This is a genomic window from Burkholderia sp. SIMBA_062, assembly GCF_046534765.1.
Classification (GTDB): domain Bacteria; phylum Pseudomonadota; class Gammaproteobacteria; order Burkholderiales; family Burkholderiaceae; genus Burkholderia; species Burkholderia ambifaria.
In genome coordinates this window covers 1-24,851 of the sequence record NZ_JAWRYD010000018.1, presented here as the reverse complement: position 1 = coordinate 24,851, position 24,851 = coordinate 1, and the positions used below count along the sequence as shown (strand labels likewise).

General features: G+C 67.1%; 21 protein-coding genes. 5 read left to right on the top strand and 16 right to left on the bottom strand.

Annotated elements, in window-relative coordinates; genetic code table 11:
- Positions 1–8: 8 nt before the first annotated feature.
- The 7 genes from SB786_RS20450 to SB786_RS20420 all read right to left on the bottom strand — a co-directional run bounded on the left by SB786_RS20450 (position 9) and on the right by SB786_RS20420 (position 6,174).
- Positions 9–731 (bottom strand): heme-copper oxidase subunit III family protein, encoded by a 723-nt coding sequence (locus SB786_RS20450; protein ID WP_410729053.1) that lies wholly within the window; start codon positions 729–731, stop codon positions 9–11.
- Positions 728–1,339 carry a cytochrome c oxidase subunit 3 gene (locus tag SB786_RS20445; protein ID WP_410729052.1) on the bottom strand — a complete coding sequence of 204 codons (612 nt, stop codon included), beginning with the start codon at positions 1,337–1,339 and terminating at the stop codon, positions 728–730. Before SB786_RS20445 ends, SB786_RS20450 begins: the two co-directional genes overlap by 4 nt.
- Positions 1,336–3,096: a cytochrome c oxidase subunit I gene (gene ctaD, locus SB786_RS20440; RefSeq protein ID WP_410729051.1), complete on the bottom strand. Its 1,761-nt coding sequence runs from the start codon at positions 3,094–3,096 to the stop codon at positions 1,336–1,338. Before ctaD ends, SB786_RS20445 begins: the two co-directional genes overlap by 4 nt.
- A 13-nt stretch (positions 3,097–3,109) precedes the next feature.
- On the bottom strand, positions 3,110–4,258 hold the full coding sequence (locus SB786_RS20435) for a c-type cytochrome (RefSeq protein WP_410729050.1): 1,149 nt from the start codon (positions 4,256–4,258) through the stop codon (positions 3,110–3,112).
- Positions 4,259–4,590: 332 nt separating this feature from the next.
- Positions 4,591–5,106, bottom strand: a complete 516-nt coding sequence (locus SB786_RS20430; RefSeq protein ID WP_410729049.1) for a hypothetical protein — start codon at positions 5,104–5,106, stop codon at positions 4,591–4,593.
- A gap of 266 nt (positions 5,107–5,372) precedes the next feature.
- Positions 5,373–5,882 (bottom strand): DUF1269 domain-containing protein, encoded by a 510-nt coding sequence (locus SB786_RS20425; RefSeq protein ID WP_410729048.1) that lies wholly within the window; start codon positions 5,880–5,882, stop codon positions 5,373–5,375.
- Between the two features lie 49 nt (positions 5,883–5,931).
- Positions 5,932–6,174 (bottom strand): DUF3820 family protein, encoded by a 243-nt coding sequence (locus SB786_RS20420; RefSeq protein ID WP_410729047.1) that lies wholly within the window; start codon positions 6,172–6,174, stop codon positions 5,932–5,934.
- 63 nt (positions 6,175–6,237) lie between these two features.
- On the opposite strand from SB786_RS20420, the gene SB786_RS20415 reads away from it, so the two are divergent.
- A complete protein-coding gene (locus SB786_RS20415; RefSeq protein ID WP_006756519.1) occupies positions 6,238–6,426 on the top strand; it encodes a hypothetical protein in 189 nt (62 codons plus the stop codon).
- 208 nt (positions 6,427–6,634) lie between these two features.
- On the opposite strand, the gene SB786_RS20410 is transcribed toward SB786_RS20415, so the two are convergent.
- Positions 6,635–7,297 (bottom strand): OmpA family protein, encoded by a 663-nt coding sequence (locus SB786_RS20410; protein ID WP_410729046.1) that lies wholly within the window; start codon positions 7,295–7,297, stop codon positions 6,635–6,637.
- Positions 7,298–7,422: 125 nt separating this feature from the next.
- On the bottom strand, positions 7,423–11,496 hold the full coding sequence (locus SB786_RS20405) for a YadA-like family protein (protein ID WP_410729045.1): 4,074 nt from the start codon (positions 11,494–11,496) through the stop codon (positions 7,423–7,425).
- 1,156 nt (positions 11,497–12,652) lie between these two features.
- Here SB786_RS20405 and SB786_RS20400 point away from each other — a divergent pair.
- Genes SB786_RS20400 through SB786_RS20390 form a run of 3 tightly spaced genes read left to right on the top strand, consistent with a single transcriptional unit; the run spans position 12,653 to position 16,132 of the window.
- Positions 12,653–12,925: a hypothetical protein gene (locus SB786_RS20400; RefSeq protein WP_410729044.1), complete on the top strand. Its 273-nt coding sequence runs from the start codon at positions 12,653–12,655 to the stop codon at positions 12,923–12,925.
- A gap of 47 nt (positions 12,926–12,972) precedes the next feature.
- Positions 12,973–13,806 (top strand): response regulator, encoded by an 834-nt coding sequence (locus tag SB786_RS20395; protein WP_410729043.1) that lies wholly within the window; start codon positions 12,973–12,975, stop codon positions 13,804–13,806.
- Entirely contained in the window at positions 13,799–16,132 is a 2,334-nt protein-coding gene (locus SB786_RS20390; protein WP_410729042.1) for a sensor histidine kinase, read from the top strand. The genes SB786_RS20395 and SB786_RS20390 overlap by 8 nt, the downstream gene beginning before the upstream one ends.
- Positions 16,133–16,228: 96 nt before the next feature.
- Here SB786_RS20390 and yjfF read toward each other — a convergent pair whose 3' ends face one another.
- From yjfF to SB786_RS20370, 4 genes are all read right to left on the bottom strand, one after another.
- Complete coding sequence (gene yjfF, locus SB786_RS20385; RefSeq protein ID WP_410729041.1) at positions 16,229–17,317, bottom strand: galactofuranose ABC transporter, permease protein YjfF; 1,089 nt, start codon at positions 17,315–17,317, stop codon at positions 16,229–16,231.
- Complete coding sequence (locus tag SB786_RS20380; RefSeq protein WP_410729040.1) at positions 17,314–18,354, bottom strand: ABC transporter permease; 1,041 nt, start codon at positions 18,352–18,354, stop codon at positions 17,314–17,316. The genes yjfF and SB786_RS20380 overlap by 4 nt, the downstream gene beginning before the upstream one ends.
- Complete coding sequence (locus SB786_RS20375; protein ID WP_410729039.1) at positions 18,351–19,865, bottom strand: sugar ABC transporter ATP-binding protein; 1,515 nt, start codon at positions 19,863–19,865, stop codon at positions 18,351–18,353. The genes SB786_RS20380 and SB786_RS20375 overlap by 4 nt, the downstream gene beginning before the upstream one ends.
- Before the next feature lie 176 nt (positions 19,866–20,041).
- Positions 20,042–21,004 (bottom strand): ABC transporter substrate-binding protein, encoded by a 963-nt coding sequence (locus tag SB786_RS20370; protein ID WP_410729038.1) that lies wholly within the window; start codon positions 21,002–21,004, stop codon positions 20,042–20,044.
- 512 nt (positions 21,005–21,516) lie between these two features.
- On the opposite strand from SB786_RS20370, the gene SB786_RS20365 reads away from it, so the two are divergent.
- On the top strand, positions 21,517–22,593 hold the full coding sequence (locus SB786_RS20365; protein ID WP_410729037.1) for a DNA topoisomerase IB: 1,077 nt from the start codon (positions 21,517–21,519) through the stop codon (positions 22,591–22,593).
- A gap of 28 nt (positions 22,594–22,621) precedes the next feature.
- Here SB786_RS20365 and pqqE read toward each other — a convergent pair whose 3' ends face one another.
- From pqqE to pqqC, 3 genes are read right to left on the bottom strand one after another with little or no spacing between them, the layout of a single operon-like run.
- The gene (pqqE, locus tag SB786_RS20360) at positions 22,622–23,746 is read right to left on the bottom strand and encodes a pyrroloquinoline quinone biosynthesis protein PqqE (protein ID WP_410729036.1); all 1,125 of its coding nucleotides are present in this window, start codon (positions 23,744–23,746) and stop codon (positions 22,622–22,624) included.
- A 1-nt stretch (position 23,747) separates the two neighbouring features.
- Positions 23,748–24,029, bottom strand: coding sequence for a pyrroloquinoline quinone biosynthesis peptide chaperone PqqD (gene pqqD / locus SB786_RS20355; protein ID WP_012372245.1), 282 nt, complete (start codon positions 24,027–24,029; stop codon positions 23,748–23,750).
- Positions 24,026–24,745, bottom strand: coding sequence for a pyrroloquinoline-quinone synthase PqqC (gene pqqC / locus SB786_RS20350; protein ID WP_410729035.1), 720 nt, complete (start codon positions 24,743–24,745; stop codon positions 24,026–24,028). Before pqqC ends, pqqD begins: the two co-directional genes overlap by 4 nt.
- Positions 24,746–24,851 lie beyond the last annotated feature (106 nt).

Genomic DNA, 24,851 nt, shown 5'->3' with positions numbered 1-24,851 from the left:
GGCCTGCCTCACCACAAATAGAACAGCGCGAAGATGAACACCCACACCAGGTCGACGAAGTGCCAGTACAGGCCGGCAATCTCGACGATCTGGAAGTTGCCGTGCTCGGTGAACCCCGGTTGCAGCACCTTGCGTGCGATCAGCAGCAGGTAGATCACGCCGCACGTCACGTGAAAGCCGTGGAAGCCGGTGATCGTGAAGAAGCACGCGCCGAACTGCGCCGCCCCCAGCGGGTTGCCCCACGGGCGGATACCTTCATGGACGATCAGCTTGGTCCATTCGAGTGCCTGCATCGAAACGAAGGCCGCGCCGAGCAGCGCGGTCGCCAGCAACAGCGCGGCGACGCGCCTGGCGTTGCGCCGGTAGCCGAAGTTGACGGCCATCGCCATCGTGCCGCTGCTGCTGATCAGGATGAACGTCATGATCGCGATCAGCAGCAACGGCACGTCCACGCCGCCCACCGTGAGCCCGAATACCTTGGACGTGTCGGGCCACGGCGCCGTGGTCGAGATGCGCACCGACATGTAGCCGATCAGGAAACTGCTGAAGACGAAGGTGTCCGACAGCAGGAAGATCCACATCATCGCCTTGCCCCACGGCACCTTGAAGGCTTCGCGGTCGCCCGCCCAGTCGGTGACGATGCCGCGCCAGCCGTCAGGCCCGGCATCGGCGGGGGCAATGTCGGCCGATTCGCCGACGGATGATCCGGTGGGGAGCGTGGGCACGGTCATGGCGCGGCTCCATACAGCGGCCCGCAGATGGCGGCGACGATCGCGGGGGTCATCCACCACATCGCCGCCAGCAGCACGAGCCAGACAGCCAGCAGGAAATGCCAGTAGGTCGCGCACAGCGCAATGGCGCGCTGGACCCGGAACGGGTCCGCTCGCCGCAGAAGCGCGATCGTGACGACCCAGGCCGCCAGCCCGCCCAGCACATGCAACCCGTGCAGGCCGGTGAGCAGGTACAGGAAGCTGTTGGAAGGATTGACGGTGACGGTCTGCCCGGCGGCGGACAGCATGCGCCAGGCGGTCAGTTGCCCGATCACGAACAGCGCCGCCAGCAACCCGCCGGATACCAGCCACGCCGCGCGGTGCAAGGTCATCCGCCGGGCACGCTGCATCGCGATGCTGGCCAGCACCAGCGCACCGGTGTTCCACCACAGCAGCACCGGATGCGGGATCGGTTGCCAGTCCGGCTCGCGCATGCGCATCCCGTAGGCGAGCAGCAGCAGCGAAAACAAGGTCGTAGCCACCGCCATGAAGACGATCAGGCCCGTGCGGCCCGCATTGGGCACGACCGGTTGCGCGTCGGGAACGAAGGGGCGCGGTAGCGTGGTCATTCGTGTGCCTCGCCGGAGTGAAGCGTCGGCCGGGCCGGCGCAGGCTCGGGCGCCGTCGCGGGCGGCCGGTTTTGCGGGACGAAGTCTTCGGTCTGCCCCGGCGGACTGTATTCGTATGCCCAGCGATAGACCACCGGGAGCGCGGCGCCCCAGTTGCCGTGCGCCGGCGGCGTTTGCGGCGTCTGCCATTCCAGCGTGGTGGCCCGCCACGGATTGCCGTCGGCCCGCTTGCCGCGCACGAGGCTCCACGCGAGGTTGAACAGGAACAGCAGCTGCGCCACCCCGACGATCAGCGCAACGACGGTGATGAAGGCGTTGAGCGTCTGCGCCGAATGCGGAATGAAGCTGTAGCCTTCATACGCGTAATAGCGTCGCGGCATGCCGAGGACGCCGAGATAGTGCATCGGGAAGTAGATCGCATAGGTGCCGACGAACGTGAACCAGAAGTGCAGGCGCCCGAGCGTGTCGTTCAGCATGCGGCCCGTCACCAGCGGATACCAGTGGTAGAGGCCGCCGAACACCACCAGGATCGGCGACACGGCCATCACCATATGGAAGTGCGCGACCACGAAGTACGTGTTCGACAGCGGAATGTCCACGCTCACGTTGCCGAGAAAGAGCCCGGTCAGCCCACCGAGGACGAAGGTGCTGATGAAGCCGATCGCGAACAGCATCGGCACGGTCAGGTGGATATCGCCGCGCCACAGCGTCAGCACCCAGTTGTAGACCTTCAGCGCGGTCGGCACGGCGATGATCAGCGTGGTGGTGGCGAAGAAGAAGCCGAAGTACGGATTCATGCCGGCGATGAACATGTGGTGGGCCCAGACCACGAAGCTCAGCGCGCCGATCATGACGATCGCCCACACCATCATCCGGTAGCCGAAGATGCTCTTGCGCGCGTGCGTGCTGATGAGGTCCGACGCGATGCCGAACGCCGGCAGCGCGACGATGTAGACCTCCGGATGCCCGAAGAACCAGAACAGGTGCTGGAACAGCAGCGGGCTGCCGCCGGCATGGTTGAGCGCCTGCCCCATCGACACCACGGCCGGCACGAAGAAGCTGGTGCCGAGCGTCTTGTCGAACAGCATCATCACCGCCGACACGAACAGCGCCGGAAACGCCAGCAGCGCCATGATGGTCGCGGTGAAGATGCCCCACACCGTGAGCGGCATGCGCATCAGCGTCATGCCGCGCGTGCGCGCCTGCAGCGTGGTGGTGACGTAGTTCAAGCCGCCCATCGTCGCCGCGACGATGAAGATCGCGAGCGACACCAGCATCAGCACGATGCCCCATTCCACGCCCGGCGTGCCCGGCAGGATGGCCTGCGGCGGATACAGCGTCCATCCCGCGCCGGTCGGCCCGCCCGGCACGAAGAAACTCGCCGTCAGCACCAGCACGGCCAGCAGGTAGACCCAGTAGCTCAGCATGTTGAGAAACGGGAACACCATGTCGCGCGCGCCCAGCATCAACGGGATCAGGTAGTTGCCGAAGCCGCCGAGAAACAGCGCCGTCAGCAGGTAGATCACCATGATCATTCCGTGCATCGTGACGAACTGGTAGTAGTGGTTCGCGTCGATGAACGCGAACTTGCCCGGGAAGCCGAGCTGCAGCCGCATCAGGTTCGACAACACCAGGCCGACGAGGCCGATGGCGATCGCCGTCAGCGCATACTGCACGGCGATGACCTTGTGGTCCTGGCTCCACACGTAGCGGGTCCAGAAGCTGTGCGGGACGTGATCGGAATGCGCGTAGGTCATGAGGTGTGCTCCGCTAGCGCTGCGCCGCGCTGCTGGCGTCCGGCCCGCCTTGCGCCTTGATATAGGCCACCAGTGCGGCCAGTTCCTGATCGCTCAGGTCGAAGTGCGGCATGATCGGCGAGAAACCCTTCACGACGCGGGCGGTCGGGTTGCTGATGAACGCGCGCAGATAGGCGTCGTCCACCTTCGCGGTACTGCCGTCGGCCATCGTTTCGGTCTTGCCGTAGAGGCCCTTCCACGTGGGGCCCACGCGTGGCGTGCCGTCCACGGTATGGCAGGCGATGCAGCCCTTGGCCGCCGCGAGCGCCTTGCCCTGGTCGGCCAGCGCCTGAGCGCTGCCGCCCGCGGCGGCCGGTGCGGCCTGCACGTTCGCCTGCTGCCGCTGCGCGAACGTGGGCTGGCGCGCGAGCCAGCGCGAGAACGAGGCTTCGTCTTCCACCACCACCACGCCGCGCATGTTCGCGTGCCCGATGCCGCAGAGCTGCGCGCACAGGATGTCGTAACGCCCGGCCTTGGTCGGCGTGAACCAGAAGGTGGTCACCATGCCGGGCACCATGTTCATCCGCGCGCGGAACGGCGGCACGTAGAAGTCGTGCAGCACGTCGCGCGACCGTGTCAGCACCTGCACCGGCCGATTGAGCGGCAAGTGCACCTCGGGCGTGTCGATCAGATAGTTGTCGCGGCCGTTCGGGTCGCCGGGGTTCAGGCCGAACGGGTTGGCGTCGCTGATGTAGCGCACGTCCGTTGTGCCCAGCTTGCCGGCGGGGCCGGCAAAGCGAAAGCGCCATTGCCATTGCTGGCCGAGCACTTCCATCTGCAGCACCTTGGGCGGCGGTCGTACGTAGTCCGCATAGACGAAGAGCCCCGGTGCCAGCAATGCGGCCACGCCGACCGAGGTCAAGCCGATCAGCCACCATTCGAGCCGCTTGTTGTGCGGCTCGTAGGCCGCGCGACGACCGCTGCGATGGCGGTAGCGCAGCAGTGCGACCACCATGAACAGGTTGATCGCGATGAAGAACGCGCCGGTGATGACGAGCGTGATCGTCAGCATGTCGTCCATGCGCACCCAGTTCGATGCGATCGGCGTGATCCACCACGGACTGGCAAAGTGAAACCCCACCGCCACTGCGATGATCAGGACCAGAGCAATCGCAAGGGCCATAGGCCGCCTCGCTGCGTGTCACGCACTCGAGCCGTCGACACGACGCTGCTGGCGTCGTCGCGCCGCGTCGGCGCGTTTCGCATTCGTCGTATCGTCCGCGCCGGCACCTGGGCCGGGACCGCTTCGCGACGCGTTGCCCACGACGGCTCTTAAGAAAAGGTAGTCCTCTGCCCTGCATCGTGCAAGGCGGCGAAACACGCAAGCGCATGCCGCGCACGAACCGCGCGAACGGCGCCGTCGCATGCTGCGACGCCATGCAAAAACGGCCGCCTCTGGCAGGGATTGCCGACGCGGCCGTCTACCGGGGCCGATGGAGGTTCAGCGCCGGCGCGTCAGTCCATCCTGCTCGGCCTGCGCCATCGCTCCAATTGGCCATAGGCGACGGCCGCAACCACGCCGAACAGCAGGTTCGCCAGCAAGGGGCCGGAACCGCGCTCCGAGATGAACCACGGGAACACGGCCGTCATCACATAAAAGTTCCATGCATACGCGACGAGTCCGAAGGCCAGCCCGATCACCGCCTCCATGCCCACGCTCGAATCGAACCGGAAAGGCGCCATGATCGCGGCGAGCATCATTCCCATGATCGCGCCGAGCACGTAGTGCAGCAGCAGCGCCATCGCGACGATTTCGAGGCTGAATTGCGACAACTGGCTGAGCGCACCGCGGCCCATCACCATCGCCGCGATCTTGTGGGTCGGTCGCCACGGGCTTTCATGGAGCACCAGCGTCGACCAGAAGAATTCCAGCGCGATCACCAGCGCACCGCCCGCCAGGCCGGCCACGGCAGCGGATACCCAGTCCGGCGTGCGCCGTTCCCAATGGTGCGATTGCATGTGCAGTTCCATATGACCTCCTTGCTGACGGTTCAGCTTCAGCACTCAGGTTCAGAACGCGCCCTTCGCGTCAAAAAGTATGTTCCGTGTGCGATTCGGAAGCGCCGGACCCGCAGCCGGCGCAATGCACCGCGACACGTTCCCCCGCGATTCGGCAACGCCACGGGCGGCCACGTCGAAACGCACCGCAATGCAGCCCACGGTCGCGGCAACGCGAACACGCGTCCGACGAATCGCGTCGATGAGCGCAGATGTTCGCGTGTGCCGGTTTTCGCGTGTCAGGGGAAGATCGGCGTGGTGGGCTCGCCGCCTTCCAGATCCGCCTGGGGAAAATGCTGGGCCACCATCTGTGCGATTTCCTCCTCTCGCAGCGGTGGAACGTCGGCCATGATCAGGATCTGGCCTTCCCGGATGGCCTCGCGAAAGCGCGCGAGTCGCCCATTCGGTTCGGCAATGCCGATCATCGCGGCCGTCCACGCGCCGAAGCCTGCGCCCGCGACCGTCAATGCGACGACGGCGCCGCCCGCGATCACGAGCTCCGCGGGAGGGAATACCAGCGCGACGAGACCGATCAACGCGCCTGTCGCGCCGCCGAGTGCGACGCCGCGCTCGAGCGCGTGCACGACATCGCTGCTTTGCAGCAGAGATGCTTCGGGCAACTGATCGAGTGTGACGCTGTGATCGGCGAGAACATGGATATGGCGCCAGATGATGCGAGCGCGCAGCAAGTCATCGACGATCGCCTTCGCCATCTGCGTATCGGGTACGAGAAAATAAAGGCGTCTCATGTTGGCACCCCTCTTTTTGCCAGCGGTTTATCCGCGACAGAGCCTTTTGTTATTTTATGTCAGCATCGGCGGCTGGATAGCCGGGTTTGCGCAGGGGCGCCCGCAGTTCCCTCAGACCGTTATGGTCGATCTCGTGCATCAGCGCGAGCTGTCGGCCGAGTTCGCCGCGCGGGAATCCTTCGCGGGCCAGCCAGTTCAGGTAAGGGCCGGGCAGGTCGGCAAGGAGTCGGCCCTTGTATTTTCCGAAGGGCATGGTAACGGTGACAAGGCATTCAAGGTCGGGGGCTCGCATGCCGGTATTGTGCACGTCTGCCTGCTAGACTGGTATTTCCCCCTGCAAACCCTGGAGGGAATCATGATGTCCGTGTACGTCGTGAAGACCGGCGAGCAGTTCCTCTGCACTGCCGAGGACGGCGATATCGGCATGGCACCGGCGATTGAAAATGCCACCTCCTTCGGTTCGTATGAGGAAGCCGAAAAGGCGGCAAATACGCATGCCGACCCCGGATACGAAATCGTGGCCGTCTGCGTGATCCGGCACTGATCGGCTGATTGGTGCGGGCGAATGACCCGCGTGCCGGACGCACATCGCCAGGCGGCGGCGTCGCCCATGCGACGACGACGGCAACCGCGCGCACGCACCGCGTGACGCATTGCCTTCGTCGACGTCCTGCGTCCGCGCCAGGCACCGCCGCCGCAAGCGAGCCGTCCGGTTTCGACGGCCACGCGTGCGGCGACCCGGTCGCCACGTCTTACTTCTGCAGCGAGATTTCCACCCGGCGATTGCGCGCGCGCCCTTCGACGGTATCGTTCGATGCCGCCGGATTGGCTTCTCCATGCCCCGTTGCGGCAAACGAATCCGCCTTCAGTCCGTGTTCCCGCAGATACGCCGCGACCGCATCGGCCCGACGCTTCGACAGCGACTGGTTGTGCGCATCCGAGCCGGCCGCGTCGGTATAACCGTCCACTGCCACGCGCGCGAAATGCCGATCGCCTTGCTGGTTCAGCAGCTTGTCGAGCGCGGCGGTGGCGGCCGACGTCAGCACGGCGGAGTCGGTCGCGAAATAGGCATCGCCGGTCAGGCTCACCTTCTCGAGCGCGGCGGGCGCGGGCGCTGCGGCCGCGGCGACCGGCGCGGGTGCCGCGCCGCACTGGAACACCATCGAGTGCGGATCGGCGCCGTCCCGATACGGCGTCGTGGCATCGACCACGCGCACGGCCTCGTTGCCGCACATGCGCGTCGCGACCTTCATGCAGGTCTTCGCGCTCGACAGGATGCCGTGACAATCGACGCGGAAGGTGCGGATGCCGTCACGGGGCTGCAATTCGTATGCGTTGTAGGTCGGCCCCGACGCGCTCGAACAGGCAGCGAGGGAAACGACGGACGCCAGCAGGGCAAGATGGATGTTTTTCACTTGATTACTCCGAAAATGCGATGGGCGCAGCGCGTGCGGCGCGTTGGCGCGGCCGCATCCGCGTGCGGTTGCGTTCGACGCGGTCCGCGCCGGCAGCGCGTGCCGGAACGGACCGCCGCGCGCGATTACTTCCACTGATACAGCATGCCCGCGCCGACGACGCGCTGGCTGCCGGCGAAGCCGCCGTTCAGCGTCGCCTTCAGGTTCTCCGTGAGGCGCGCCTGCACGCCGACGGCCATGGCCTTCTGACCCTGGAACGTCGCCGTACCGACGCCCATCGCGAAGTTCGAGTCGCGGTCCATGTGCGGGATCGACGCCAACGCGGCCGTCGCGGCAATCCCCTCACGCGCCATCGAATCGGTCTGCTGGATCTGCTGCTGCATCTGCGAGATCTGGTTGTTGACCGTGTTCAACGACTGCGTGAACTGGTTCGAGACCGCATTCAACTGGTTCACGTTCACCGCATCGGTGCCCTGCGTACCCGCCGCGACGTTCACCACCTGCCGCGCCGAATCCGCGGAGCCGACCGCAACGACGTTCGAGCGGCCGCCGTCGTTGCTGCCCGCGCCGATCGCCGTCGAGTTGTTGCCCGATGCGGTCGAGCCGACGCCGATCGCGGTCGAGCCGTTGCCGGACGCCGTCGACGCGTTGCCGACCGCCGTGCTGTTCGAGCCCGATGCGACCGCCCCCGAACCGCCCGCCGACGAATTCGAACCGCTTGCCCCCGGCGGCACATTGCCGCCGGGCGGGTTCGTCGTGTACTGCCCGCCGAGATTGGTCGTGCGTTGGTCGATCAGCGTCGTCAACTGATTCGCGACCGAGTCGAGCTGCGACACGTTCACCGCGTCCGTGCCGTTCTTGCCCGCAGCGAGGCCGGTGATCTGCCGGTTGCCGATATTGACTTCACCGGCCGACGACTGCGGGCTGCTCAGGCCGTACGCGACATAGTTCGTCAGCGCGCCGACCGTGGTCAGCGAACCCGCGCCCAGCGCGACGCTGTTCGCGAACGTCGCCGATGCGCCGGCGCCGAGCGCGAGCGCATCGGTGGCGGTGCTGTGCGCACCCGAGCCGAGCGCGACGCTGCCCACGCTGACCGCCGACGCATTGGCACCCTGCGCGACCGACTGCGCGCCGAGGGCCGACGCACCGCTGCCGAGCGCGATCGCGTCGGCTTGCGCGGAACTCGCGGCCTGCCCGATCGCAACGCCGCCGGGTGCGGTCTGGTCGACGATCGCGCCGTTGCCGATGCCCACGCCGTTGTCGCCGTTCACGACCGTCGTCGGCCCGACCGCGACCGATTCCGCGCCGACCGCGAGCGAGTCGCCGGCCGTCGAATTCGCGTGGAAGTACTTCTGGCCCGTGACCGCGAACGACTGCAACGCGCCCGTCAGCTGCCGTACCGTCACCGCGTCCTGCTGCCCGGTGCCGTCCGCGACGTTGGTGATCTGGCGATACGTCCGGTTCGTCGCGTCGCCGACCGACACGGCGCCGAGCAGCGTCTGGTCCGTCGTGTTGAACGGGATCGCCGCGGTGCCGTTACGGATGATGCCCGACGACGGCGTCGTCGCGCGATCGGCCACCGAGCCCGAACCGAGCGCGATGCTGCCGTCCACGCGCGAGATCGCGTTCGGCCCGATCGCCACGCTGTCGACGCCAAGCGCCTGGCTGTCCGGCGCGGTCGAGTTCGCATGGAAATACTTGATGCCGTGCGCGTTGATGTTGTCGACCACGGAGCCGACGTTGTTGTTGATCGTGGTCGAGCCGTCGCTGTTGTACGTGACGTACGATGGCGCCGAAATCGCGCCGGTCGTCGGGTCGTAGGTCGAGCCGCCGCCGATCGCGCCGGCCGTGCTGTTGCCGAGATTGGTGTTGTTGTTCACGATCGAGCTGAGGCCCGTCGACAGCGAGCCGATGCCCGTCGACGTGGCGGTCGACAGCGAGGTGAGGTTGCTGTTCGTCGCGCTCAGGCCGGTGGACAGCGAGCCGATGCCGGTGGACGTCGACGTCGACAACGACGTGACCGTGCTGTTCGTCGAACTCAGGCCGGTTGACAACGAGCCGATGCCCGTGGACGTCGACGTCGACAGCGACGTGACCGCGCTGTTGGTCGAGCTCAAGCCGGTGGACAGCGAACCGATGCCGGTGGACGTCGACGTGGACAGCGACGTTATCGCGCTGTTCGTCGAACTCAGGCCGGTCGACAACGAGCTGATGCCGGTGGACGTCGACGTGGACAGCGACGTCACCGCGCTGTTGGTCGAGCTCAGGCCCGTGGACAGCGAGCTGATGCCGGTCGACGTCGACGTGGACAGCGACGTGATCGCGCTATTGGCCGACGACAGCCCCGTCGACGTGGACGTCGACAGCGACGTCACCGAACTGTTGGTCGAGCTCAGGCCGGTCGACAACGAACCGATGCCGGTGGACGTCGAAGTCGACAACGACGTGATGCTCGACAATGTCGACGTCGACAGCGAAGTCACCGCCTGGTTCGTCGCATCGAGCTGCGAGCCGTTGATCGCATCCGTGCTCGTCGGACTGATGCGCCCGGCCGCGACGTTGGTGATCTGGCGCTCGGTGCCAACGTTGCCCACGCTGACGACGCTCGTCGGATTGATACCCTTGAAGCTGTACGTGACGCCGCCGATCGTCGCGGACGCGGTCGGGTTCGGCGCGGCCGTCACCGAACCGGAGCCGAGCGCGACGTCGTTTGCATTGTTCGCCACGGCTGACGCGCCGAACGCCACCGTACCCGCCGCTGCCGCCGTCGACGTATTGCCGAGCGCGACGGAGCCGATGCCTTGCGCATTGTTCGAGTTGCCGATCGCCACCGCGCCGTCGCCGTTCGCGGTGTTGTTCGAGCCGGCCGTGACCGCGCCCGTGCCGATCGCGGTGCTCGGGTCGCCGATGGCGACCGCGCCGTTGCCGCTGACGGTCTGGCCAAAGCCGAGCGCGACGGCGCCGGTGCCGCCCAGGACCTTCGACAGGTTGCCGCCGGCGATCGAGCCGGCACCTGCGGTCGCGGCGACCGAGTTGCTGTCGCCGATCGCGACGGTCGACGTCGCCGCCGCCACGCTGTTGATGCCGATCGCCGTCGAATTCAATGCGGACGCCGTCGCACCCGGCCCGAGTGCACTCGCCGAGATACCGGTCGCGAGCGCGAGGTTGCCGAGCGCAACGGCATACTGCTGCGTCGCGCTCGACTGCACGCCCATCGCGACCGAACTGAGGCCCGATGCATTGGCGTTCAGGCCGAACGCGAGCGCGTTGTCCGCGCCGGCCGTCGTCCCCGAGCCCATCGCAATCGAACTGGTGCCGAGAGACTGCGTGCCCGAGCCCGGCACGCCGGCGGTGCCGCCCCAGCCGATGGCGATCGACGACGTACCCTTCGCACCGCTGTTGACGCCCATCGCCACCGCCGAGTTTCCGGAAGCCAGCGCGCCGCTGCCCACGGCAACGGCCGCCGCCCCCGAACCCGTCGACTGGTTGCCGACCGCAACGGCGCCCGTGTTCGTCGCATTGGACATGAAGCCGAGCGACAAGCTTTGCGCGCCCGCAGCGACCGAGCCCAGGCCGAGCGCTGCCCCGTACTGGCCCGATGCGGTCGCGTTGTTGCCGAGCCCGATCGCGGCGAGGCCGTTCGCGGTCGCACCGCTACCGATCGCCACCGCACCGCTTTGCGTCGCGTTCGACAGATTGCCGATCGCAACCGCGTAAGCCCCCGAACCGATCGCCTGCACGCCCAGCGCCGCGCTGTTGACACCGGTCGCCTGCGCGTTGATGCCGATGGCCGTCCCGCCATCGGCCATCGCATGCGCACCCGGGCCGATCGCCGTGGACGACACGCCCGCCGCCGTCGACAGGTTGCCGAACGCGGTCGAATTCGTCTGCGTCGCAAGCGAACCGTTGCCGACCGCGATCGAACTGGTGCCGCCCGTCGCGGAGCCGCCACCGGCCGAATACTGCGCATGCGCACCGGCCTGGAACAGCCCGAGATACGCGGCCGCCATCATCACGACGAGCCGCCTGGGCGAGAGCGCCGGCTTCGTCGCGATACCCGCGACGGCGCCCGCGTCTGCCGCATGCTCGCCCGCACGCCTCGACGACGCCACGCGCTTGCCGCGCGCGCGATCGAGCTCGGACGCTGCAACCCACGCCCCCAGTGCTTCGTTCCAGATCGACTTGAACGACTTGTTCATCTTGTTTTCCCTCGGTTCACATGTGCTGGATGACGCAACAGCGAACGCGGCCGGGAGCTGACCGTCTCCACCTTCGTTATCTCCCGTCTCGCGACGCCACGCTACTTGCTTCGTATACCTAACTGAACTGCTGAACGGCTCTGCACGACACGCGCGACACACGTCGCGATCACACGTCGCGATCACACGACCGCACGCCGCCGGTGTCGGACGACACGATGCACGGCAACGATCGCGGGTTATCGAATCATGGAAGTCGAGCTCGCCGATCGGGCGGCGGCATGCCGGGCGGCGCAGCGCGGAAAAGCGCGTGCGCACGCCGTCGCGCCAGCCCGTGGGCGGCGAACTCGAGTTTCATGAGGAAGCGTCGGTGGACAAAAGCCGCGCCGAATCCGCCGGGCGGCCCGTCCTGTGTCATTCAGGGGGAGGAGGACGTCGTGCGGCCCCGGGGAATGAAGCATGCGCCGCCGGACCGCGGACGCTGACAGCCGCCGCCGGTTCGGGCGAACCGGTGCTGTGATCTGCCCTGCCTTTCATATTCATGTTTTCCGTGCCGCCTGATTCGAGAGCGCGCCCGCGCGAGCGCCGCCTGCAGGACCGAACTGCCCGGCGACCGACGCGAACCACTCACCCTTTCCATCCAGGCGCGCGCCGGAGATTCCGGATTTCCGGAAAAAACGACGATTGGCCGGACGACCCCTACATCTAATTAATCGACTGACTTTCTTTGACTATTTCTTGTTGCCTTGTATGTCACACTCTCAACAGGTTCTACGCCTTTCCCTTCATCTCTTATATCAACCCATTCGAAGGGTGGGAAGCTTGCATTGCCCTCGTGCCGACTCTCGTCGCAGCACCGGAATCCCGGAATTTGAGATTGTCAGCACTCAATGTCACATTGAATATTGCGCACTCAAACATGCCGCCGCGACAAATGAAATTCGCGTGGAACGCCGTTCTGCCGAACAACCGATCCAGCCGCCTCGGGCCTAGTGTGCCGGGACTCCGGCGCTCGAACCTTTTCCCGAGCGGACAATGTGTTTTCCCGGCCGGACGATATTTACATTCATACATTCCGGCATCCATGGCGACTTAAACGCGAAAGCATTTTTTAACCAGAGATTGATAAACATTTAATCACGGTGACACGGAATTGATGAACGCGATCCACCCGGAAATCGGCCGCCTGCACGACACATTTCAACTCGATTCATCATTCGGGCCAATTTCATTTATGCCAATTGAAATCGGCAATAACGACCGGCATTTAATATCCGGTTCGGCACTTTTTCCCAGCCCGTTTTTCCGGTGCGGCCGCGCTGCGATGAAGGTTGCGCGCACTGTCAAACATGCCCACACGCGGCGCACGGAAACCCCACCGCAGGCGCTATTGTCGTCATATAATTTTTTGCAACAATCGTGCACATAGATGCATCGATTCCGACCCCGGCCTACCTCCCCAACGCGTTCGCAACCATGTCATCCCGCTCGTCCAGTCCGGCGTCGCTGCGCGCCACGCCGGATCTCGTTGGCGCACACATTCTTGTCGTAGACGACCGACCGAACGACCTGCGGCTCTTGACCGAGATCCTGCGTTCGGCGCGATGCCGGATCAGTGTCGCATTCGACGGCCTGCAGGCCTATCACCGCGCGCAGGCCGTCGCGCCCGACCTGATCCTGATGGATGTCCGGATGCCGCGCATGGACGGCTTCGCCGCGTGCCGCCTGCTGGCATCGACGCCGTCGACGCAGAACATACCCGTCATCATCCTGACCGCCGCCGCCGATCTCGAGGATCGCATCGCGGGGCTCGAAACCGGTGCGCTCGACTACATCGTGAAGCCGTTCGAACCGGTCGAGGTCATTGCGCGGATCCGCAATCACCTGAAGCGCGCGCGGCGCAGCCAGCCGTTCGCGCACCTGCCCGAGCTTCCCGACCATCCGGATGCCGCGCTGGTGCGCGCGGCGAGCGACGTCCTGCTGCGCGAATTGCGCAATCCGCCGACGCTCGAGGAACTCGCGCGGCAGGTCGGCACGCACGAAAAGCGGCTGTCGCGTGTGTTCCGCGATCATCTCGGCCAGACCGTGTTCGAATACCTGCGCGACACACGGCTGCGCGCCGCGAAGCACTTTCTCGCCGAGACGTCGATGGGGATCGGCGACATCGCCGAGGAAATCGGCTTCTCGACGCCGGGCAATTTCGCGACGGCGTTTCGCGAACGGTTCGGCATCACGCCGTCCGACTGGCGGCGCCAGCGTCCGGCGGTCGACGCCCTGCCCGCGTCGCATGATCACCCGCGTGATGCCTAGGCGCCGCGCGTCGGGCTGGCACACCTTCCTGCTGCTCGCGATGGCGCTGATCGCGTGCGCGACCCACCGCGCCGAAGCGACCGAAAACCCCGCGCAACTGGACGCGGTGTCGATCGTCGAGGATCCGGGTGCCGCGATGTCCGTCGACCAGATCGCCGCGCAACTCGCGGCTGCGCCACGCGGCGTGTCCGCGTCCGCGGCGCGCCCGTCGTTCAACGTCGAGTTTTCCCGCTCGGCCTGGTGGGTCGGCGCGACGCTGGTCAATCACGACAGCGTCGAGCGCCCGCTGGTGCTGGCGATCCGCGACGCGCGTCTCGACCACGCGGACTTCTATGTCGAGCGCGGCGGCGCGTGGACGCTCGCCGGGCGCTTCCCGGCCGACCGCCACGACGCGGACCATCCCGCTTCCCGATACCCGACGCTCGACACGACGCTGCGCCCGGGTGAACGGTTGCCTGTGCTGATCCGCATCACGTCGCGCAAGGAAATGCGGCTCGCGCCGTCCGTGTTCACCCCCACTGCATGGCACGCGCACGAACTGCGCGCCGCGATGTGGAACTTCGGCTTCTTCGGCGGCCTGCTCGCACTCGTCTGGTGCGCGCTGCTGATCGGATTCTTTTCGCGCAGCGGCGTGTTCGTCGTGCTGGCCGTGCTGGCCCTGAGCACGACGTTGTTCGAAGCGACGTACCGCGGCTATACCGTGATGTATCTGTGGCCCGGCGCGTACGAATGGTCGGCACGCGGCGAGGTGATCTTCGTCTATCTGTCGCTCGCCTGCTTCATCGCATTCATCCTGATGGTCGCGCACCGCGAGAAGGCCAGCATGCCGATGCGTGCCGTCTACATGGCCTTCTTCGCGCTCGAATGCATCGGCATGGCCGGCGCGGCGTACGGCGACCTGCTCACCTTCACGTGGTTCTGCCTGCGGTTGAACACCGTGATGGCGGTCGTGAACATCGGGCTCGCGCTGACCTTCGCGATCCGGCGCACGCCGAGCGGCCGCGTGATGCTGCTCGCCGTCGCGTTCGCGAGCTTCAACATGCTGGTGCGCGTGCTCGACGGACGCGATGCGATACCGGCCTGGCTGCTCTGGCTGAAATCCGACGTCCATCCGAATCCGGTGGTCGCGATCATTGGGCTCGCCACGCACCTGCTGGTGCTGGCCGCGTGGGTCCACCACGTCGGCCGTCAACGCACCGAGGCGCGGAAGCGGCTCGAGCAATGGCAGCTCACCGAACAGGATCGCCTGCGCGACGAGGTCGCGAAACGCACGGTCGCGCTCAACGACGCGCTGCACCAGGCGAGGACGCACATGCAGCAGAAGATCGAGACGCTCGGCTACGTGAGCCATGACCTGCGCGCGCCGCTGTCGACGATCAACGGCTACGCGAAGCTGCTGCTGCAGAGCGCGACCCGCAGCCAGGCGCGGCTGATCCGCTCGATCGACCGCAGCATCCGCTACCAGCTCACGCTGATCGACGAGTTGCTGCAATACACGAAGGCCGAGCTGCAGCCGCTCGGCATCTCGCCGGACGCGACCGATCTGCCCGGCCTGCTGAACGACATCGGCGACTATGCGCTCGCGCTGTGCTCGCAGCAGGACAACCGGTTCGACTACCGGCCGCTGACGCCGCTGCCGCGCAAGCTGTCGATCGACGGCATCCGGCTGCAACAGGTGCTGCTCAACCTGCTGTCGAATGCGTCGAAGTTCACGCGCGACGGCACGGTCACGCTGTCGGTCGGCGCGTATCCGCAGGAGCATGCGTGGCGCATCGTGTTCGAGGTCGCCGATACCGGGATCGGGATCGACATCGGCAAGACGACCGACATCTTCCGCGCCTACCAGCAGGTTCAGGCGGTGAACGGCGGAACCGGGCTCGGCCTGTTCATCGCGCAGCGGATCGTCGGCGCGATGAACGGCGAACTCTCCGTGTCGAGCCAGCCGGGCGTCGGCACGTCGTTCACGTTCCAGATCGTCGCACCGGCGATCGGGCATGCGCTGATCCCGGCGTCGGCGCTGATGCGGCCGGCCGAGCCGGTCGAACCCGACGAACCGGTGAGCGACGCGCATGCGATGCGCTGCCCGTCGCCGGGTGCGCTCGACGAGTTGGCCGTGCTCGCCAGCGAAGGCCGCCTCACCGATATCGAGGAATGGCTCGGCCAACATGCGCACGCGCCGCGCCATGCCGCGTTCGTGCAGGCGATGCGCGAGCGTCTCGACGCGCTCGATCTGCACGCGATCGAGCGGCTGGCCGAGTCGCTGAAACGGATGGGCATCGTCGATGCGTCGTTCGATGCGGAGCCGGACATGGCAAGGCCTGCGTGATAGCCAGCGGCGTGCTGCTGTCGCGCCGCTTTATGAAGCCAGCGACAGCGGGCCGCTCACGCCATCGCAGGTGCGTGCAGACGAACGCGACGGTCGTTACAACCGCCGCATCGTCGACACCAGCGCCGCGTCGTCGCCCGCCGCGGCGGCCCTGACCTGCGCGGCCTCGCGCTTGCGGCGTTTCGGATCGAGCCCGGTGCCGCCGGTACGCCGCCGCGCCGCATGCCGCTCGATCACCCGCTGCAGCAGGCAGAACACGCACAGCAGCGCGCCGATCACGATCCGCGTCCACCACGAGCTCAGCGTGCCGTCGAACGTGATCAGCACCTGGATCGTGCCGAGGATGCCGACGCCGAACACCGACCCGATCACGTAGCCCACGCCGCCCGTGAGCAGCGTGCCGCCGATCACCGTCGCGGCGATTGCGTCGAGCTCCATCCCCTGCGCCTGCAGCCCGTAGCCGGACAGCACGTACAGCGTGAACACCACGCCGCCGAGCGCCGAACAGAAGCCGCTCAGCGCATACACGCCGACTTTCGTGCGCGCGACCGGCAGCCCCATCAGCAGCGCCGAGCGCTCGTTGCCGCCGATCGCATAGACGTTGCGGCCGAAGCGCGTGAAATGCGCGACGTAGAGCGCCGCGGCCAGCGTCGCGAGCGCGATCAGCGCGCCCGCGCTCAGCGTCCCGCCGCCGATCGGCACGCTGATGCCCGCCAGCGCATGGAACGTGGGCTCGTTGATCGTGATCGATTGCGTCGTGATCAGGAAGCACGCGCCGCGCGCAAGAAACATCCCGGCCAGCGTGACGATGAACGGCTGCAGCCGGAAGTAATGGATCAGCGCGCCCATCGCCGCGCCGTACAGCGCGCCGAACACGAGCACGAGCGGCACGATCGCCCACACAGGCCAGTGCAGCCGCTCGGCGCCGACCGCGCAGAAGATCGTTGTCAGCGCAACGACCGAGCCGACCGACAGGTCGATGCCGCCCGACACGATCACGAACGTCATCCCGATCGCGACGATCAGCAGAAACGCGTTGTCGACGAGCAGCCCGGTCAACACCTGCATCGAGAAGAAGCCTGTGTACATCACGGATCCGAAGCCGAACAGCGCGGCGAACAGCACGATCGTCACGACGATCGGCAGCGTGCGCGGGTCGGCGAGCCGGGCGAGGAATCGGTTCATCGGGGCGTGGCTCCGGTGGTGGCGCGCGAACGCGCGGAAGGCAGCAGCCGCGACGCGTGCCGGATCACCAGCGCGCGCGCCGCGTCCGACTGGATCAGCGTCACGACGATCACGACGATCGCCTTCACGACGAGCGTCGCCTCCGGCGGCACGCCGATCGAATAGGTCGTGTAGGTGAGCGTCTGGATGATCAGCGCGCCGAGCACCGAGCCGGCAAGGCTGAAACGGCCGCCGAGCAGCGACGTGCCGCCGAGCGTGACCGCGAGGATCGCGTCGAGCTCGAGCAGCAGCCCCGCGTTGTTGCCGTCGGCGCTGCGCACGTTCGAGCTGGCGAGGATGCCCGCGAGCGCCGACATCACGCCGGAACACAGATACACGCCGAACACGACCGCGCCGGCGCGCAGCCCCACGAGCCGCGTCGCGACCGGATTCACGCCGATCGCGCGGATGAACAGGCCGAGCGCGGTGCGGTTCACCAGCAGCGCGGTCGCCGCGATCGTCGCGATCGCGATCCACACCGAGCACGGCACGGCCGCGAGATAGCCGCCGCCGATCTCCAGGTAGCCGGGCGCACCGATCGGGATGATCTGCCCGCCGGTCAGCAACTGCGCGATGCCGCGTCCGGCGACCATCAGGATCAGCGTCGCGATGATCGGCTGCATCCCGACGAACGCGACGAGCACGCCGTTCCACGCGCCGGCGAGCACCCCGACGCCGAGTGCGGCGGCCAGCGCCATGCCGAGCCGCGACGGATCGCCGTCGAGCACGATCGCCGCGGCCGCGCCGGCGATCGCGACGATCGCACCGACCGAGATGTCGATCCCGCGCGTCGCGATCACGAGCGTCATCCCGAGCGACACGATCACGAGCGGCGCCGCGCGGTTGAGGATGTCGATCGGCGCGCCGAACAGGTGGCCGTCGAGCAGCGCGATCGACAGGAAGCCCGGCCGATGCGCGACGTCGAGCGCGAGCAGCAGCGCGAGCGTCAGCACCGGCCACACGAGCGGATGGCGAAGCAACGTGTGTAGCCGCATCATGACCGGCCTCCCGCGATCAGTTGGTACACGTGTTCCTCCGACGCGTCGGCGCCGCTCAGTTCGGCGACCTTGCGCCGGTCGCGCAGCACCGCGATCCGGTGGCTCACGCGCACCACCTCGCTGATCTCCGACGAGATGAACAGGATGGCGAGCCCCTGCGCGCACAGCGCGAGCACGCGCTCCATGATGTCGAATTTCGCGGCGACGTCGATGCCGCGGGTCGGCTCGTCGAGAATCAGCAGCTTCGGTTCCGTCGCGAGCCAGCGCGCGAGCAGCACCTTCTGCTGGTTGCCGCCCGACAGCAGCCCGATCGGCTGCTCCGCGTCGCGCGCCTTGATGCCGAGCCGCGCGATGTAGGTATCGGCGAGCTCGCGCTGGCGCGCGCGGCTGATCAGCCGCCACCAGCCGCGCCGCGCCTGCAGCGCGAGCACGATGTTCTCGCGGATCGACAGCGCGGCGACGATTCCCTCCTTCTTGCGATCCTCCGGGCAATACGCGATCCCGTTGCGCACCGCGTCGTGCGGCGACGCGAGCCGCGTGCGCGCGCCGTCGATCTCGATCGCACCGGTGTCGGTGCGCTCCGCGGCAAATGCGAGCCGCGCGGTTTCCGTGCGCCCCGAGCCGAGCAGCCCGGCCAGCCCGACGATTTCGCCGGGCCGCACGTCGAGATCGAGCGGGCTCATCATCCCGCGCCGGCCGACCTGCTGCATCGACAGGAACGGCGCGGCCGCGCCGGCATCGCGCTGCACGGCCGCGGCGCCCGCCTGCAGCGTGCCGGACATCGGCGCGCGGCCGGTCATCTTCGCGACCAGGCTGTCGACCGGCAGGTCGCGCGCGAGATACTCGCCTTCGCGCTCGCCGTTGCGCATCACCGTGATCCGGTCGGACACCGCATAGGTCTGTTCGAGGAAATGCGTGACGAACAGGATCGCGATGCCCGACGCCTTCAGCCGGCGCAGTACGTCGAAGAGCCGCGCGACCTCGCCGTCGTCGAGGCTCGACGTCGGCTCGTCGAGAATCAGCACGCGCGCGTCGACCGACACGGCCCGCGCGATCGCGACCATCTGCTGCACCGCAATCGGATACGCGTCGAGCGAGCGCGTGACGTCGAGCGACAGGTCGAGTTCGGCGAGCGCGTCGCGTGCACGCGCATGGATCGTCTTCCAGTCGATCGCGCCACGCCGCCTCGGCTGCCGGCCCGCGAAGATGTTCTCGGCGACCGACAGGTTCGCGCACAGGTTCACTTCCTGGTACAGCGTCTGGATCCCGGCCGCCTCGGCCTCGCGCGGCGCGGCGAAGCGCACCGGCGCCCCGCCGACGTGAATCTCGCCCGCGTCGTGCGCATGCACGCCGGTCAGCACGTTGATCAGCGTCGACTTGCCCGCGCCGTTCTGGCCCATCAGCGCATGGATCTCGCCCGGAAACAGCCGGAAGTTCACACGCTGCAGCGCGTGGACACCGGGAAATGCCTTGTCGATGCCGATCATCTCGACCACCGGCGGATTCGTCATGGAACGCCCTCGCTTCGAAGCGGTTGCCGGACGGCGGCGGCCCGCGCCGCCGCCCGCGTCCGTCGGGACTCTCAAGAAAACACCGGGCCGCCCCAAGTTTTCCGCCCGGTACGAAGTCCCCTTGGGGGATTGCCCCCGTCGGGGGGCCTGTCGCGAAGCGACAGGTTTGGGGGCGCTCAGTACTTGCGGGTCGGCAGCACCTGCGCCGCGACGTTCATCGGGAACACCGTCTCGTTCGTGACGATGCGCTTCGGCAGCGGCTTGCCGGCGACCACGTCCTTCACCGCCGTCATCAGCTGCGGGCCGAGCAGCGGGCTGCATTCGACGTCGACGTTGATCTTGCCGGCGACCATCGCCTGGAAGCCGCCCTTGGTCGCATCGAACGACACGACGCTCACGTCCTTGCCGGGCTTGATGCCGGCTTCTTCCATCGCCTGGATCGCGCCCAGCGCCATGTCGTCGTTGTGCGCATAGACGACGTTGATCTGCTTGCCGTAGGTCTTCGCGAACGCTTCCATCACCTGCTTGCCGCCGGCGAGCGTGAAGTCGCCGCTTTGCGACGCGATCACCTTGAACTTCGGATTGCTCTTGATCACCTCCAGCAGGCCCGCGCGGCGATCGTTGGCCGGCGCGGAGCCGACCGTGCCCTGCAGCTCGACGATGTTGATCGGGCCCGCGTCGTTCTTGTAGCGCTCTTCCATCCAGTGGCCGGCGCGCCGCCCTTCCTCCAGGAAGTCGGAGCCGATCATCGTCACGTACAGCGACGGATCCTTCACGTCGACGCCGCGATCGGTCAGGATCACCGGGATATGCGCGGCCTTCGCTTCGTTCAGCACCGGCTCCCAGCCCGACTCGACGACCGGCGAGAACGCGATCACGTCGACCTTCTGCGCGATGAACGAGCGGATCGCGCGGATCTGGTTCTCCTGCTTCTGCTGCGCGTCCGAGAATTTCAGGTTGATGCCGGCGTCCTTCGCCGCGCTCTTCACCGACACGGTGTTCGCCGTGCGCCACGCGCTCTCCGCGCCGACCTGCGAGAACCCGAGCGTGATCGGTTTTTGCTGCGCGTGCGCGCCGGTGGCCAGCACCGTCGCCGCGGCGACGATCGCGCCGACCGCCAGCTTCCTGATGAATGTCATGGTCCGTCTCCGATGGTGTCGTTGTATGCCGCTGCGCCGGCCTTGCGCGGTGCTGTGCTGCGCTGTTCTGATTCTGCGTGGCGCGGATGCGGTGCGGGGCTGGCCGGCCGGCGCTTGCGCGCCAACCCGGTATGCATGCCCCGGATCAGTCTAGGAACAAGTCCGATAACCTTCCAATGAAATCTTGGATTGAAGCGATATCGGTATCGGCATACGTATAAACACCTAAGGGGGTGAGGTGCCGCTGCATCCGGGGGTGGGCGGGGCGCGGCCTGGACCGGCGTCCGCTGCGTTTTGGCGATCGCGGCGGCGGTCGTCGTGCAGGCAACGCGGAACCCGCGAAGTCGGCTCGGCCGCAAATCCGTCGCCGGCGCACGAATCTTGCTGCCGCGCTGGCAGGACCGCTCGCGCATCGCGGGCGGCCCGCCTGCAACGAGGAGAACAACAATGCCCGCCATGCATGAACGCAGCCCGCTGCGCTTGGATGTTCCGATCGATTGGCGCATCGCAGCATGAAGACGCGTACGCCCCGCGGTGCCGCCGAAGCCCTTGCAGCCGCCGTCGCGAGTTCGGTCGCGCCGCTGCGCCACGTCGACGATCGCCGCCCCGGCTACACGCGTCGGCGGCTGCGCAACGGTTTCGCGTACTACACGAAGGACGGTGTACGGATCCGCGACGCCGACGAAATCGCCCGCATCAATGCGCTCGCGATTCCGCCCGCGTACACCGACGTCTGGATCTGCATGGACCGAAACGGCCATTTGCAGGCGACCGGCCGCGATGCACGTGGCCGCAAGCAATATCGTTATCACCCGCTGTGGCGCGAGACGCGCGACGCGAACAAGTACGCGCGGATGGCGGCATTCGCCCGCGCGCTGCCGCGCATCCGTGCGCGTGTCGACCGCGATCTCGCGCTACCCGGGATGCCGCGCGACAAGATCGTCGCGACGATCGTGCGGCTGCTCGACACGACGCTCGCGCGGATCGGCAACGCCGAGTATGCGCGCGAGAACGCGTCGTATGGGCTGACGACGCTGCGCAAGCGCCACGTGACGATCCGGCCGGGACAGGTGCGCCTGCGCTTCACCGGCAAGAGCGGCATCGAACACGACGTGACCGTCGAGGACCCACGCATCGGCCGGATCGTGCGGCGCTGCGCGGATCTGCCGGGGCACGAGCTGTTCCAGTATCTGGACGACGACGGCGTACGTCATTCCGTCGGCTCGTCCGACGTGAACGACTATCTGCGCGATGCCGCGGGCGCGGAGTTCACCGCGAAGGATTACCGGACGTGGGCGGGCAGCGTTCAGGCGCTTGCGCTGCTGAGGCGCGTCCCGCATCAGGGCGTCACGGATGCACGCAAGCAGATCGTCGAAACGGTGCGGACCGTCGCCGACATCTTGCGCAACACGCCGGCCGTGTGCCGGCGCTGCTACATCCATCCGGTGGTGCTCGATACGTTCGAGGCCGGGTTGCTCGCGACGTTGGAGGTGCGCCGCACGCCGAGAGGGCTGCGTGCGGACGAAGCGGCGTTCGCGGCGTTGCTCGAGCAGGCCGCGCGGCAATCGGCGAAACGGTCGAGCAAGTGACGCACGCCGATCACGAATCCCGTCCCGCTCAGCGCCCGATCGAATTGGCCACACTGCGAAAGATCAGCGGACGCTCGTCCTGCCGCTCCGCCCGCCGCGCGAATTGCACGGCCTGCTCGACCCGGCCATGATGCGCGGACTTCGCGCAGACCGGATCGGCCTCCGCCGGATCGCCCGCCAGCATGTACGCCTGGCACCGGCATCCGCCATGATCCACATGGCGCTCGTCGCAGGTGCGGCACGGGTCGCGCATCCAGCCGTCGCCGCGAAACGCGTTGAACGCGTCGCTGTCGTACCAGATCTCCTTCAGCGACCGGTCGCGCACGTTCGGCAGCACGAGGCCGGGCAACCCGCGCGCGGCGTGGCACGGCAACGCGGTACCGTCCGGTGCGACGCCGAGGAATACCGAGCCCCAGCCGTTCATGCAGGCCTTCGGCCGCTGCTCGAAGTAGTCGGGCACGACGAACAGGATCTTGCATCGCTCGCCGACGAGCTTGCGGTAGCGGTTGACCGTTTCCTCGGCTTCGCGCAGCTGTTCGGCGGTCGGCATCAGCTGGTCGCGATTCAGCATCGCCCAGCCGTAGTACTGCGTATTCGCGAGCTCGAGAAAATCCGCGCCGAGGTCGAGCGCCATCTCGATGATCTGGCCGACGTGCGGCAGGTTGTACCGGTGCAGCACGCAGTTCAGCACCATCGGATAGCCGTGCGCCTTGATCAGCCGTCCGACGTCGCGCTTGAGGTCGAAGGTGCGCGTGCTGGTCAGGAAATCGTTCAGCTCGCGCGTCGAATCCTGCAGCGACAGCTGGATATGATCGAGCCCGGCCGCCTTGAGCCGGTCGATGCGCGTGGCGTTCAGGCCCACGCCCGACGTGATCAGGTTGGTATAGAAACCCAGCGACCGCGCATGCTGGACCAGCACCTCCAGGTCGTCGCGCTGCAGCGGCTCTCCGCCGGAAAAGCCGATCTGCGCGGCGCCGAGCGCGCGCGCGTCGCTGATCACCGTGCGCCATGCGTCGGTATCGAGTTCGGCGCCGTGCGTCGCGAAATCGACCGGGTTATAGCAGAACGCGCAGTGCAGCGGACAGCGGTACGTGAGTTCGGCCAGCAGCCACAGCGGCGTGGACGGCCGGGTCGGAGCGAGTGTCGTGTCCATGTCAGTCGAGCCAGCCGCGCAGTCGCGCATGATCGAGGAAGCGATAGACGTCCGACGCGAGGTCCGACGTGCTGAACAGCCGCTCGAGTTCGTCGATGATGTCGTCGAGCTCGCGCGTGCCGTCGCAGCGCGCGAGGATCTCGCCCGCGCTCGGATTGAGCCGGACCATGCCTTCCGGATACAGGAGCACATACGCATCCTGGGCCGCCTCCCACTGCAGGCGGTACATGCCCCTCAGCGAGGGGCGCAGCGGCACGCCGCTGACGACGTCGTTGGAGTTCATGCGGGGTACGCCTTTTCAATCGCGTCGAGCATCGACCACAGCACATCCAGCTTGAACGACAGGATGTCGAGCGCGCGCCGTTGCGCGTCCGGTGTCGTGAAATGGTTCAGCGTCACCGCGAGCCCGTGCTCGACGTCGCGCTGCGCGAGCGGCACGCGACTGCGGAAATACTGCAGCCCGTCCGCCTCGATCCATGGATAGTGTGACGGCCAGCCCGCGAGCCGGTCGAGATGGATCTGCGGCGCGAACATCTCGGTCAGCGATGAGCACACGGCTTCCTGCCACGGCGCATGCCGCGCGAAATTGACGTACGCGTCGACCGCGAACCGCACGCCGGGCAGCACGTGCGCGAGCGACCACAGTTCCGCGCGCTCGATGCCGACCGCTTCGCCGAGCCGCGCCCATGCCTCGATCCCGCCTTCCTGGCCGCCGTGACCATCGTGATCGAGAATCCGCTCGACCCACAGCCGGCGCGTATCGCGGTCCGGGCAATTGGACAGGATCGCCGCATCCTTCAGCGGAATGCTGATCTGGTAGTAGAAGCGGTTCGCGACCCAGCCGCGGATCTGCGCCGGCGAGCATGCGCCGGCATTCAGGCGCCGGTTGAACGGATGATGGATGTGGTAGCGCGATTCGAGCGCGCGCAGGCGCGCCTCGAACTCCTGCGCACTCCAGGGCGTCGCGTGCAGCGCCGCGGCGGGAATCGGTGCGTTCATCAGAATTTGCTCCGAGAAACCCCGCCATCGATGGCGGGAAGGAAAGGAGTGCTGTTGACAGGCAGCTTCTTCCACGGGTTAGGATCACCGGCATGATTCTTGTCTA